The organism is Salibacterium aidingense DSM 18341 (assembly GCF_000429685.1).
Taxonomy (GTDB): Bacteria; Bacillota; Bacilli; order Bacillales; family Marinococcaceae; genus Salibacterium; species Salibacterium aidingense.
On sequence record NZ_AUCI01000011.1, the window covers coordinates 98414 to 111583 of the forward strand.

At 45.0% G+C, this 13170-nt stretch carries 14 protein-coding genes and 1 pseudogene; 8 read left to right on the forward strand and 7 right to left on the reverse strand.

Annotated elements, in window-relative coordinates; all coding sequences use genetic code 11:
* The first annotated feature begins 285 nt into the window (after positions 1-285).
* Together G475_RS0112320 and G475_RS0112325 are read left to right on the forward strand one after the other, a co-directional pair.
* Entirely contained in the window at positions 286-1440 is a 1155-nt protein-coding gene (locus G475_RS0112320) for a plasmid pRiA4b ORF-3 family protein (protein ID WP_026701566.1), read from the forward strand.
* A gap of 66 nt (positions 1441-1506) precedes the next feature.
* Positions 1507-1962: an SRPBCC family protein gene (locus G475_RS0112325; RefSeq protein ID WP_026701567.1), complete on the forward strand. Its 456-nt coding sequence runs from the start codon at positions 1507-1509 to the stop codon at positions 1960-1962.
* Between the two features lie 271 nt (positions 1963-2233).
* Here G475_RS0112325 and G475_RS0112335 read toward each other — a convergent pair whose 3' ends face one another.
* Together G475_RS0112335 and G475_RS0112340 are read right to left on the reverse strand one after the other, a co-directional pair.
* Positions 2234-2725, reverse strand: coding sequence for an SRPBCC domain-containing protein (locus tag G475_RS0112335; RefSeq protein ID WP_026701569.1), 492 nt, complete (start codon positions 2723-2725; stop codon positions 2234-2236).
* A gap of 44 nt (positions 2726-2769) precedes the next feature.
* Positions 2770-3096 carry an ArsR/SmtB family transcription factor gene (locus G475_RS0112340; RefSeq protein ID WP_026701570.1) on the reverse strand — a complete coding sequence of 109 codons (327 nt, stop codon included), beginning with the start codon at positions 3094-3096 and terminating at the stop codon, positions 2770-2772.
* A 164-nt stretch (positions 3097-3260) separates the two neighbouring features.
* Between G475_RS0112340 and bioB the strand changes: the two genes are divergently transcribed.
* From bioB to G475_RS0112375, 6 genes are all read left to right on the forward strand, one after another.
* Positions 3261-4268, forward strand: a complete 1008-nt coding sequence (gene bioB / locus G475_RS0112345) for a biotin synthase BioB (RefSeq protein WP_026701571.1) — start codon at positions 3261-3263, stop codon at positions 4266-4268.
* Between the two features lie 27 nt (positions 4269-4295).
* Positions 4296-4724 carry a FosM family fosfomycin resistance protein gene (gene fosM / locus G475_RS0112350; protein ID WP_026701572.1) on the forward strand — a complete coding sequence of 143 codons (429 nt, stop codon included), beginning with the start codon at positions 4296-4298 and terminating at the stop codon, positions 4722-4724.
* Positions 4725-5038: 314 nt separating this feature from the next.
* Positions 5039-5995: a glycine betaine ABC transporter substrate-binding protein gene (locus G475_RS0112355; protein ID WP_026701573.1), complete on the forward strand. Its 957-nt coding sequence runs from the start codon at positions 5039-5041 to the stop codon at positions 5993-5995.
* A gap of 377 nt (positions 5996-6372) precedes the next feature.
* A complete protein-coding gene (locus tag G475_RS0112360) occupies positions 6373-7461 on the forward strand; it encodes a DNA alkylation repair protein (RefSeq protein ID WP_026701574.1) in 1089 nt (362 codons plus the stop codon).
* A gap of 12 nt (positions 7462-7473) precedes the next feature.
* Complete coding sequence (locus G475_RS0112365) at positions 7474-7917, forward strand: GNAT family N-acetyltransferase (protein ID WP_026701575.1); 444 nt, start codon at positions 7474-7476, stop codon at positions 7915-7917.
* A gap of 199 nt (positions 7918-8116) precedes the next feature.
* A complete protein-coding gene (locus G475_RS0112375; protein WP_026701576.1) occupies positions 8117-9595 on the forward strand; it encodes an aldehyde dehydrogenase family protein in 1479 nt (492 codons plus the stop codon).
* A gap of 112 nt (positions 9596-9707) precedes the next feature.
* On the opposite strand, the gene G475_RS0112380 is transcribed toward G475_RS0112375, so the two are convergent.
* The 5 genes and pseudogenes from G475_RS0112380 to G475_RS0112400 form a co-directional block, all read right to left on the reverse strand.
* Positions 9708-10436: an MOSC domain-containing protein gene (locus G475_RS0112380; protein ID WP_026701577.1), complete on the reverse strand. Its 729-nt coding sequence runs from the start codon at positions 10434-10436 to the stop codon at positions 9708-9710.
* 77 nt (positions 10437-10513) lie between these two features.
* Positions 10514-11212 carry a class I SAM-dependent methyltransferase gene (locus tag G475_RS0112385; protein ID WP_026701578.1) on the reverse strand — a complete coding sequence of 233 codons (699 nt, stop codon included), beginning with the start codon at positions 11210-11212 and terminating at the stop codon, positions 10514-10516.
* Between the two features lie 20 nt (positions 11213-11232).
* Positions 11233-12137 (reverse strand): annotated as a pseudogene (locus G475_RS24930) (NAD(P)/FAD-dependent oxidoreductase).
* Positions 12138-12221: 84 nt separating this feature from the next.
* Complete coding sequence (locus G475_RS0112395; protein ID WP_026701579.1) at positions 12222-12623, reverse strand: Rrf2 family transcriptional regulator; 402 nt, start codon at positions 12621-12623, stop codon at positions 12222-12224.
* 124 nt (positions 12624-12747) lie between these two features.
* The gene (locus G475_RS0112400; RefSeq protein WP_026701580.1) at positions 12748-13131 is read right to left on the reverse strand and encodes a VOC family protein; all 384 of its coding nucleotides are present in this window, start codon (positions 13129-13131) and stop codon (positions 12748-12750) included.
* Positions 13132-13170 lie beyond the last annotated feature (39 nt).

Consider the following 13170-nt stretch of genomic DNA (forward strand, 5'->3'; position numbering starts at 1 on the left):
GGGTTCACTATGAGACATTACATACAGAGGTATATTTAAAAGGGGCGCACGGGCTGCCTACATAGTGATAAACAAGGTGAAAAAAGTAACGGGTGGCATAGGGAGAAATAAGTTATGTTATGGTGGAAATGATAAAGAATGAATCGTAAAAGAAGATCATCCCGGACAGTACTACAGACACAACAAAGTTGTTACAGTCTTTTGATGCTTGAAGATGTAAAGCGAAATTTGTCAATACCACGTTCATGAAAACAAGTAAATAAAATCGATAATGGAGGGATAGGAATGTTGATTCAATGCACGAAAGCATTGCGTGAAAAGATTGGAATAAAAGACGGGGAACTGGCCGCACCTGGGGATTATCAGGAATTCCCCAGCCGTTTTATGGCGTGGCATGCCAATGTTGTCTCGATGGATAAACGCAGCGTCGTTATTTTAATAAATAATGAAACAAGGTATCCTGTCGTAATCTATGGCATGCTTAAAAAAGATTTTTCTAAAATAAAGAGTTTGATTGATGAAGCGGTCCGGAAGATTTTACGGATAGAGGGAGTTCGGGAAGAAGTGATCGAACACTACATGAGACAAGCCGGAGAAATTTCTTTTTCTAAAACAGCGGATCGGAGTATGATCTCAAAAATGAATAATACGGTGCGTGAAGTAGAGTTTTTGGAGAGGTATATAGATAAAGACAGAAATATCCAGCCATTTCTCAGCATGAAGATGGGCCGGAGGGTACAGCTGGAAGGAAAAAACGATGGTTTCTATCCGGTGGAGCGATTGCTTGAGGGCCTGGGTCGTGTCTATGGAGCGGCTGAAAATGAAATCTGGGAAGAGGTGCTGGAGGTTAAGCTGTATCAGTTGAAGATTCAACTCAATCTGGAAGAGCATGACATTTGGAGACGTGTGCAGGTGCCTTCCACGCTCTCTTTTCAACACCTTCATCATGTCATCCAGATCGTGTTTAACTGGCAGGACGAGCATTTGCACCAATTTTTTGTGAACAGAGAGAAAAAGAAGCCTATCAACATCGTGATGGATGACGATCCGGCTACGATGGATTTCCTAAATGAAGAGGCCTTTGAGATACAGAAGGAACGGTTTACAGCACTGGAAGATATTTTATCCAGCAATAATGAGGCAATGTATGAGTATGATTTTGGAGATGCCTGGGAGCATATCATCACTAAGGAAAAGGTTGTGACATCCAACGAGCTGAGAGCTTTCTACCTGGATGGAAATGGGGAAAGACCTCCCGAGGATATAGGTGGAGAAGGGGGATTTGAAGAGTATTTGAAAATTATAGCAGATAAAAATCACCCGGAGCATCAAGAAACTAAAGAATGGCTGGAGAGTCAAAAAGAACAATTGCTTACTTATGCAATGATCGAAAAACGGCTGCAGCTGATCGCCAGCCCGCACCGGCCCCCGCTGTTTTAAAGGAGCACCAGAGCTGTTACTAACCGGATCTTATCAAACAGATTGCTTTAGGAAAGGAGGATATTGATGCCTGTTATTCAACATAAGCAATGGATCCAGGCATCCAGAGATGTATGCTTTGACCTTGCAAGAGGCGTAGAGGTCCATACAAAAACGACAGCTGAAACAAAGGAAAAAGCGGTGGGAGGCGTAACACAGGGACTGCTGGAAGAAGGGGATATGGTTACCTGGGAAGTTGTTCACTTCGGGATCAAACAGAGGTCGACAGCAAAAGTGATACAAATGGAAAAGCCCGTTCAGTTTGTAGATGTTATGGTAAAAGGAGCCTTCCGCTCTTTGCACCATACTCATCAATTTGTAGAAGAAAAAGAGGGGACCCTGATGATAGATAGGTTGGAGTATACGTCCCCTTTTGGACCGATTGGACGTTTGGCCGACCACGTGTTTTTGGAGAAATATATGAGAAATTTTATTGTGTCCCGTGCACAAAAATTAAAAAACAGAGCTGAAAATAACAACTAACAACTAACATTCTCTGAATGATGGTTGAGGATATCAGAAAAGAAAATTTAGGGGAAAAACAATACTGCAAAATGAGCGGCAGAAGATTTGATATAATAAGCGCAAACGCCGAAAGGGCGATGGAAATGTCTGATGAAACCACGCCATTATTACATACTCTGCTGGATGGACAGAAAGGAACAGCTGCCAATATCAAATTCTTTTTTGTACCTCGACATGAAAGGGAAAAACACAGTTCCCTTTTCCCTGAGAACTGTGCTTTTGATACTCTTTACTGAGTAACCTTCAAATAATCCTCCAGACAATCCCAGGTGCTGATCATGCCGTCGATGATACCCATGTCAAGCACTTGGTTCAACTGTTCTTCGGATGGGAACTGGGCGCGGCTGATCAGCTTTGTCTTACCGTCATGATTTTCAAAGTGCAGGGTTACGAGTACCTGGGGCATATTTTCAAGGGTATTGCCTTCTTTGTCCGAAAAGACGTCCGTATAAACCAGCTTTTCCGGGTCCGTAAGTTCATGATAGATAACTTTACCCCAGGATTCTTCTCCTGCTTCGGAGCGCATGCAAAAGTGCCAGACACCGTCAGGCCTTACATCCATTTGATAATTCGTTGTCGTCCACCCCTCAGGCCCCCACCAATTGGCGAGATGGTCCGATTGCGTAAAAACCTTGAACACCAGTTCTCTCGGGGCATCGAATACACGTTCAAGAATGAGATCTTTTCCTTCTACCTTGGACACTGTTTTTTGATTGGACATGAAATCCCTCCCAGAAATGAATATCCATCATTTTTTGATGAAGCTTACTTGCGATCCCCCTTTTTCTGAATATAATTCAGGTAATCGTCCAATTGATCGAACCTGTCTTCCCATATCTGACGATAGGATGCCAGCCAATGGTCCAAGTCTGTAAAAGCTTGAGGCCGCAGTTTGTATACACGCCGGTTGGCGTCGGGATGCATCTCCACCACTCCGGCCTCATGTAAAATGCGTAAATGTTTGGATACCTGGGGCTGACGGAGGTCTGTTTTATCTACAAGCTCCCCTACCGTCAAGGAGCCGTGCTGACGTAATAATTCAACGATGTCGTAACGGTTGGACTCCGAAAGAGCTTGAAATACTTTTTGCATACTTGAAGTATACCACAAAGAGAATATTCCTTAAATAGAATATTTAAATAAAAATAAATTTTCGTTAATACATTGACAATACAGGTTAACAATTCTATCATTTTAAATGTTTACTATTTTTTATAAATGGTTTACATTTTAAGTGATACATTGGAGGAGATGGAATGAATCAATGGAGCGAACTTGCGGAGAAGGTGTTAGAGGGGGAAACGATTACGAATAAGGAGGCTCTTTCTATTCTGGAGTGCCCGGATGAAGATGTTCCTTTACTCCTGCATGCTTCCTTTCAAATCAGAAAAAGATATTTTGGCAGAAAAGTAAAGCTGAATATGATCATGAATGCCAAATCCGGCCTGTGTCCGGAAAACTGCGGCTACTGTGCGCAGTCGTCGATTTCCACAGCTCCCATCGATACATATAAAATGGTGAATAAACAAACCTTGCTCGAAGGAGCACAGCGGGCATATGATTTAGATATTGGTACCTATTGTATTGTTGCCAGCGGCCGCGGCCCTTCCAATAAAGAGATAGACCATGTTGTGGACGCGGTGGCAGAAATAAAAGAAGCCTATGGCATGAAAATCTGTGCCTGTTTAGGATTGTTAAAACCGGAACAGGCATCGCGGCTGAAAGAAGCAGGGGTAGATCGGTACAATCATAATATTAATACGTCCGAAAGAAATCATTCCAATATAACCACCTCCCACACCTTTGAAGACAGAATAAATACCGTCGATACAGCAAAATTTGCTGGAATTTCTCCCTGTTCCGGGGTTATTATTGGAATGAAAGAATCAAAACAGGATGTTGTCGATATGGCCTATCGTTTAAAGTCATTGGACGCAGATTCAATACCGATAAATTTTTTGCATGCGATCGATGGAACGCCGCTGGAAGGCGTCGATGAATTAACCCCGCTTTACTGTTTAAAAGCCTTAGCACTGTTCCGTATTGTGAATCCGGCAAAGGAAATCCGCATGGCCGGGGGAAGAGAAGAGAACCTCCGTTCCTTACAGCCTCTTGGCCTCTATGCAGCGAACTCCATTTTTATCGGAGACTACTTAACGACGGGCGGCCAGGAGGAGACCGAGGATCACAAGATGCTGTCCGACTTAGGGTTTGAGGTGGAAAGTGTAGAAGAAATGAAAGAAAACATAGCAAAAGGACAGTAAATAGATAAGATACGAGGGGGTATTGAAGTGCCGGTAAAAGGATTAAACCACTTTTTGTTTTCCGTTTCAGATTTAGAAACGTCTATCGCGTTTTACAAAAATGTCTTTGATGCACAGTTGCTGGTAAAGGGGAGAAACACTGCTTATTTTGACTTGAATGGCATGTGGCTGGCACTCAATGTGGAAAAAGATATCCCTCGCCGTGACATCCACCATTCTTATACTCACATCGCGTTTTCGATTGACGAAGCGGAGTTTGACAGCATGTATGAAAAATTAAAAGAATTAAATGTTAACATCCTGCCGGGGCGTGCAAGAGATACAAGGGATAAAAAATCGATATATTTCACAGACCCGGACGGCCATAAATTTGAATTTCATACCGGCACTCTGAGGGATAGACTGGACTACTACAAGCAGGAAAAAACACATATGAAATTTTTTGATAAGGAATAGGAGAATGGACAGGGTCCTCTTTATAAAAGCTGGATGATACAGCCTGCCATTTATTAAGACATGGATGAATAAAACCACTGGTACCGGCTATAAAGAGGAAAAAATGAAGATATTCCTCGTATATCTCGTAAGGTTGGATAAAGTCTGAGATTCACGGGAAATACAGACAAATTTCTTCGCAAGCACGATTTGAGTGAGGTTGGAAAATTCATTAGAATTTAAAAATAGTTATTAACAGATAATAAAAAATGGATCCATTATTTCTGTTACCAAAAATTTAAGGACTCAACCGCCCAGAAGGAGTGTTTGCACGAGTGAATAGGTTTTATTGGAAAAAAATAATCGCTGCCGCTGGATTATCTCTAACTATTGCAGCAGCAGGGTGTGGACAGCAAGAGGAAGAAAATAGTGCTGATGATAATACAAACGATAATGCAGGGGACAGCGCGGAAGAACAGAATGAATCTGCCGCCGGTGTTGGAGAAGAAGTTGATTATACCATCACTGGCATTGAGCCGGGGGCCGGCATTACTGAATCAACGGAAAATGCGATATCGGAATATGACAGCCTCTCCGGCTGGGAACAAAATACTGCATCAACGGCCGCCATGTTATCTGAACTAAGAACCAGGTATGAAAATGAGGAACCAATTATCATTACCGGATGGAATCCCCACTATAAGTTCGCCCAATGGGATCTGAAGTATTTGGAAGACCCGCAGAATGTCTACGGAGATGCTGAGGAAATTAGAACTATTGCGAGACAGGGGCTGGAAGAAGACATGCCTGGCGCCTATACTATTTTGGACAGATTCAATTGGACGCTTGAAGATTCCGAGTCCTTCCTGCTTGAGGCCCAGGAAATGGAGATCCCTGAAGTTGCCCAGCAGTGGGTGGATAACAATCAGGATAAAGTAGATGAATGGATAGACGGAGTAGAATCTGTGGATGGGAAGTCCATTGAGCTGGCACTGACTCCCTGGGATTCCGAACGGGCGTCCTCAGAAGTTGTAAAACTCGCACTGGAACAAAAAGGGTATGAGGTAACGCTCACGCCGGTCGATCCATCTGTGGTGTTCGAAGCGGTTGCTTCCGGAGATGCCGATGGATCAACGGCACCATGGATGCCAAAAACCCACGCCAGCTTTTATGAAGAACACGAAGAAAACTTTGAAGACCTTGGTCCCAATCTGGAAGGGGCCAAGACCGGATTGGCTGTACCAACGTACATGGATATCGATTCTATTGAAGACCTTGAACCTGCGGAATAACACTCATTCCCCACGCAATAAGATAAGCTCCCTTGTCGCATCTGACGACGTTAGAGGGAGCTTTTTTGTATCCAATTTATCATTTCAGGCGAGAAGACTCCATTTAGAAACAAGGAGGGGAAATTCTTTAGGATTCCTTTTCCTTTTGGAGTCTGGTAAAATAAGAAGAACAAACGTTCCTTATAATGAAAAAAACAACGGTGCTGGTGAAATGAAGCATACCTTTCGTATGTAACAGCCGGTGAAAGCCCTGTCATTAAGCAATGTTCAATGAAATGGTGCACCGGACGTGAATTATTGCTCCCTGCCCTTATTAGCTGGAGGGAATCACTCGAAGGTATAACATGCAAACATAAATAGGATGAGGAGAATGCAATGTGGCGGATTTAAAAGATGGGTTCAGCTTGGAGTTCATCGAGAATTTCGGAAAAAAAGTTCACGGTGTCTATCCTGTGTTTGAGACGGGGAGATTTGTAGAGGACGTTACCGGAAACGGGTGGGAGGATCTTGCCTTTAAAAACAGAATACGCCGCATCAGCACGGTTTTAGGAAAATATCTGCCGTCTGATTTCAAAGAAGCTCTGAACGTGCTTTACCTAATCGATGAAAAATGCACCGGCCTCCGGTATTTATTTTTTCCTGACTTTGTGGAAGTGTATGGTCTGGCAGAAGAAAATTGGAGGGAATCAATGACAGCGCTCGAGCGGTTCACGAAAAGGTCTTCGGCGGAGTTTGCAGTACGCGCTTTTATTCTGAAAGATCCGGAACGTATGATGAAGCAGATGAAGACATGGGCTGGGGATCCGGATGAACATGTGCGGCGGCTGGCAAGCGAGGGGTGCCGGCCGCGGCTTCCGTGGGGACAGGCCCTGCCGATGTTCAAACGGAATCCGGAGCCTGTTCTGCCTATTCTTGAAAATCTGCTCGACGACAGCTCCTCCTACGTAAAGAAAAGCGTTGCCAACAACTTTAATGATATTGCGAAGGATAACCCGGACGTGGTGGTGGAGATGGTGCGGAAGTGGAAACATACGAGCATCGGCACGGACTGGATTTTACGGCACGGCAGCCGGACCCTGATTCGTCAGGCAAACCCTGCCATCATGGAGCTTTTTGGATATCCTGCAGTGGAGACGGAGGATGCTGCCATCACCATGACCCCAGACGAACTATCCATTGGAGAAGACAGCACCCTTCACTACAAAATCAAAATTCCAAACGGCCGGCCGGTGAAAGTCAGAATCGAATACGGCATTTATTTTGTGAAATCGCGGGGGAATACCTCCCGTAAACTGTTTTTGCTCACCGATAAAGAAGTCCAGGGCGGCGCAGTTATAAAAGGGAAACGGACGCACCACTGGGCCGATCTTTCCACCCGGAAACATTACCCCGGCATCCACCGCATCGCGTTATTCGTAAACGGCGTGGAAGCAGCGTTAACAGAAATTGATCTTAAGGAAGCGTAGAGGGGGAATTCGATGAACCATACGATAAAGAGTTTCACGCGTGCCGATATCGCTCCTTGTACCGAGCTTTATGTCAACGTGTTTAATGCAAAACCATGGAACGAAGAGTGGTCCTACGAAATAGCGGAAGAACGATTGCGTGATTTGTACATGACACCAAAATTCTGTGGTTTAACGTTATATGACGGAAAGAACCCAGCTGGTTTTATCGGGGGAAACAAAAAGCAAACGCCTCAGGGTGTAGTGTTTTATATTGCAGAACTTTGCATTGCCCGTCCCGCCCAGGGCCAAGGCGCCGGATCAGTACTGACAGACGCTTTGGAAGAAAAACTTCGGTTGGAAAAGGTGTCTGGCATTTACTTGATTACGTCAAGAGATGGACCGGCAGAGCGGTTTTATCTAAAGAATAATTATGTCCTGAACAATAACAGAATTATTATGAAGAAAAATTTTTGACAGTTCTACTACAGGATTTGGAATGCAAAGGGTTATACAATGGCAGGGGAAGGGTATATTAAAAAAGGCATTCATATTTGTCATTCCATGGTTTTCTACCGTCAGGCGGATGAATTGAAACAAATGGATGCTCGGTATAAACTGAGTTTACCCTTTGATAAAGGGAAGGAATACACAGACACAAAGGGGGAGACATCCAATGTATGAAAAGGAAATCACCGTGGAGGCCATCATTAACGGAGAGAAAATAACATCGGAAAAACATGAGGCCCGCGAAAACCCTGCCCATCCTGACCAGACCGCCGGTTTTTTCCCGCTCAACACCCGGGAGGACACCATCCGCGCGATTGATGCGGCTCATGCCGCCTTCCCGGCATGGACAAACATGGCCATGGATGAACGAATAGAGCGGATGAGAAAGGCAATACAAAAGATAAAGGATGCCACGCCGGAGATAAAAGAATTATTATCGAGAGAACACGGGAAACCCCTGTATGATTCAGAGGGAGAAATTGGTGTCTCCCTGGCGTGGATGGAATTTGCCTGCGATAACGCAAAGGAAGTCCTTAAAAATGAAGTGAAAGAAGACGAAAACGGGAAAACCATCATCGCCCGGGATGGCATCGGGGTCGTTTCCGCTATTTCTCCATGGAACTATCCCTTATCCCTTTCTACAATAAAAATTGCACCGGCCCTGTTAGCTGGTAACACGATGGTACTCAAGCCAAGCCCGCTGGCACCGCTTGCTGTAAGCAAAGTCGTGGAAATGATCGCAGAAGAAATGCCGGACGGCGTGCTGAACCTCGTGCACGGGGAAGCGGAGGTCGGAAAAGAGCTAACCTCTCACCCCAAAGTTGCCAAAATTGCATTTACCGGAGGCACAGAAACGGCTAAGCATATTATGAAGGCTGCGGCAGATACGATTAAAAAAATGACACTGGAGCTGGGCGGAAACGACGCAGCTGTTGTTTTGAATGACTTTGATGTGAATGACGAAAGAGCGATGCGGCGCCTGGTTATTTCCAATTTCTTAACCGCCGGACAGATCTGCATGATTGCAAAACGAATATATGTGGACCGCTCGATTTATGATCAGTTTGTGGACAAGTATATTGAGGCTGCCAATAAATGGATCAGAGTCGGGGATCCGTTTAACGAAAACGTGACCATCGGTGCTGTGAACAATAAAAACCAGGCTGACCATGTGCAAAGCCTGGTAGATCAGGCGGAAAATAAAGGGGCCGAGGTTGTGAAGCTGGGAACCATTTTGGATGAGGACGTGTTTAACGAAGGTTATTATCTTCATCCAACACTGGTACTTGGTGTGGATGATGATGATCCGATCGTGGAAGAGGAGCAGTTTGGCCCGACCGTCCCGATCCTGCCTTTTGACGGAGATGAAGAAGGCATCGAACTGGCCAATAACAGCATATACGGCCTGACAAGCTCGGTATGGGGAAAAGAAGACCATGCTGTAAAAGTAGCCGAACGCATCCAGGCCGGCACAACCATGATCAACACCGCAGCCGTGCAAGGGCTCGATGTGCGCTTTCCATTCGGAGGCGTAAAACAGTCCGGCATCGGGCGGGAATACGGAAAAGAAGGTCTGCTCGCCTACACCGATACCCATGTGATCAACATTCCAAAAGACGGGGACCTGCCTTATATTCCGGAATAAAAGAGCCATGAATGATAAAGAACGAAGCAGCCACAGCAGGATGGAACCCTACTTATGGCTGCTTTTTTATTGTGAGAAGAATGTTATCAGGCCTGAGAGGATTGAATACCATTCAATTCAGAATATGAACTTCATCACCAACGTGGATGTCCCCAGTTTTTATCACAGAAGCATACACCCCGAAATTGTTGTTTCTTTCTTGTATAACCGTTTTGTGTAAACTCGAATCTCGTTCGGCGTTATCAGGATTCACCGTAATAATCATACACCGTTTGCAATGACCTACGAATTCCAATTCTACATCCGCTCCTATCTTAATACGCCGGCCAATCCATTCTTCTTCAATAAAAGGAACTTTCTCCTGTAATGAAATAAATAAATTAGGTCGAAAACGTCTCGAATCAACTTCTTCTTTTCCCCATAGTTCTTTCAACTGATCTAAGGATGCATCGGTTGCAAGGAGAATGTGTTCTACTGCAATTGGACCTATAGGCACATGGGAAGGTGAATAATCGATGGTGGAGATTTTTCGGTTCGATTTGTTTTCGATTTCTTCTATTAGTTCAGGGTCTTTCCAATCGACAACCTTCCCCTCCGGTGTCGTCACATTGACTTCAGGATATTCGTCCATTGATTCTTCCCCAATAAATTCTGCCTTATATCGGACCATTTCCGAGAAATGCGTGATGGTTAAGAAATTTCCTTTTTTTGTGTCATCTAAATAAGCATGGCTCCGGTCTCCATATAAACCATACTCCATGATTTTCGTTTGATCTACACTTTCCCCGCGAAAAGACTTGACCGGATGACGAACAATTTCTTCAATTTGACCGACTAACATGACGTTCACTCCAATATTAAGTAGTACTATTGTGAGTTTAACAGAACATGATTCTCGACTCTACTGCCGGTTAAACCTTACGTTGCATGGCACATCCATCCCGCCATAATCCCGGTGGAATAAAATTTACTGCTATTTGTAAATCCGGCTTCCGTTAAAAGCTGTTCGATTTGCGCGTCCGTCCGGAAAGAAACATGCTTCTTGAGTTTCGTGATCATTTCATCGAGGTGTTCTGCCTCATGTCCGGCATCGAGCCAGAAGCTTTCCCAGACGTTTAATCTGTTGTGAAGCTCAGCACTATCGGGATCGCCGTTTGCGCTGACGAGGACGAACGGAGCCTCTGGTTTCAGACGACACCTGATGGAGGTGAGAAGGTTTTGTTTCTCTTGTTCATCCTGAATAAAGTGAAGCACGAGGATGCAGCTTGCTGCATCAAAGGGCGGGTTCTGCAGCGCCACATCGTCGACCGTCCCCTGTAGGAGACGGACACGGTTTTCTATATCCAACTGCCTCGTTTTTTCCTCCGCGGTTTTCAGCATGTCTTCCGAAGGATCGACGCCGGTGAAGGTCCATGGCGGATTGGACGGTCCCCAGGCGGCGAGTTCGTTGCCGCCGCCTGCGCCTGCCACCAGCAGGGAAGCTTCGTTTTCGCCCAGGTGAGCGCGGAAATAGGATTGAACCATGGAAAACAACGAATCATAGCTGGGAAGCGAGATTCGGGTGTTTTCCTCATAGGCATGAGCTGCTTCGGAAGTGAAAGTAACTTCTTCATTCATTGGGCATCCTTCCATTGTTTTTAAAATCTTTCATCGGTAATGTCCATGTTTACTGCTCCCGCCGCCTTATTTCCTTCGGCAGCACTTATCATTAAGGAAGAAGGAGCTAATTGGGCACCTTCCCCGGCGGCATAAATATTTCTTTGGGAGGCGCGCCCCAGCTCGTCGGTTATAATTCGCCCGTTCTCGTGGATATCACAATCCAGATGTTCGGCAAATAGGTTCGGCCAAGTAAAACGAGGGGGCAATAAATCCACCTTTTCTATGGATTTCAACACCGGAAGCAAACATCACTTTTTCGAGATTTCCATTTGTTCCATCCAAACTTTTTATCGGTTCGGTTTTGACGATGATTCCTTTGCGTTCCAAATCGTTTTTGAGCGATTTGGACATTTCCCTTCCGTTGGTGGCCACAACCAAATCTTCTGACCAATTATAAAGCAGTTTTCCCATATGGTGCGCGGCCTCCTCCTTTTCTGCGATGACAAGTAGAGGTTCTTAATTCCCATCCATCACAATATGGACAGCTGAACAGGCTTTTTCCGTAATAGGTTCTTATTTCCGGAATCTGCGCGAATTCTTCCTGTATCCCGGCGGCTAAAATAATTCGTTCTGCGAGATGCTCTTCCCCTATCGATGTCGTAAGCTTGAAAAAGGCATCATCTGATTGTTTCGCAACGCGGGTCACTGTTTTCTGATAGAAATGAATCGATGGATACTTCCTCAATTCCTCGAGCGCAATAGTTTTGAACTCTGCCGGCTTGATGCCGTCCCGAGTGATAAATCCATGAGATTCCTGAGTCACACGGTTTCTGTTCCTTCCGTCATCAAATAAAGCGATGGTTCTCCGTGCTCTCCCTAATGTCAAGCCGGCCTCCAACCCCGCAGGTCCGGCTCCGATAATGGCACAGTCAAATACCTCCACGATGGTCCTCCTCCTTTGAAATAAAGATATAATAGATTTTATAGATTATTAATATCTATAATACGTGGGAAAAATAGCACCGGCTTAAAGAACGGACGGTGCTTTTTCCGCAAGATCAGAAATTTTCTGCTGCTTCAATTCTTCTTCCATTTTACCCTCCGCATCGTCCATGACACGTTGAATCAGGCAGCCGGGGTTATGGTTCAAACAGCCGTCAAACATAGAGACGGGTCCTTCAATCGCATGAATAATATCCAAAAACGAAATCTCTTCCCAATTGGAAGGCAGCTTGTATCCGCCGCCCGCTCCGGGGGAAGATTCAATCATCCCGGCTTTGACGAGCTGTGTCAGGATTTTGGATAAATACGTAGGAGAAACCTCAAGCTTTTCTGCCATCGGCTGCACGCCAACACGCTGCTTTGGACTGGTTACAGCGAGATAAAGCATAGTATGAAGAGCATAGTTGGTGGCTTTTGAATACTTCATAGAGCATTCACCTCTATTAAGGAGTTATAATGTCTATAATATATCTGGACACATAATATGTCAATCCTTTCAGTTTTGAATAATAGACCCTGGCCTAAACATAGACCAGGGTTTCACGGGTACATTACTTCTGCACAATCTGAATAAGGTTGCCGCATGTATCATCGAAGACAGCGATGGTGACCTCGCCCATTTCGGTCGGCTCCATCGTAAATTCCATGCCTTTTGCCAGTAATTGCTTGTACTCTTCATGAATATCGTCCACGCCGAACATGGTTGCCGGGATCCCATCGGCAGTTAATCTCTCCTGATACTCTTTGGCGGCAGGATGTTCATTCGGTTCAAGTAAAAGCTCGGTACCATTTGGATCATCGGGTGATACAACCGTTAACCACCTGGCTCCACCGGCGTGGACGTCCTCCTTTTTTACAAAACCAAGCTTTTCTGTATAAAATTCCAGAGCTTTGGCTTGATCTTGCACGAATATACTGGTAACAATGATTTTCATCTTTTCTTTGCCTCCCTTGTTTAATTATGACGCTTGGTC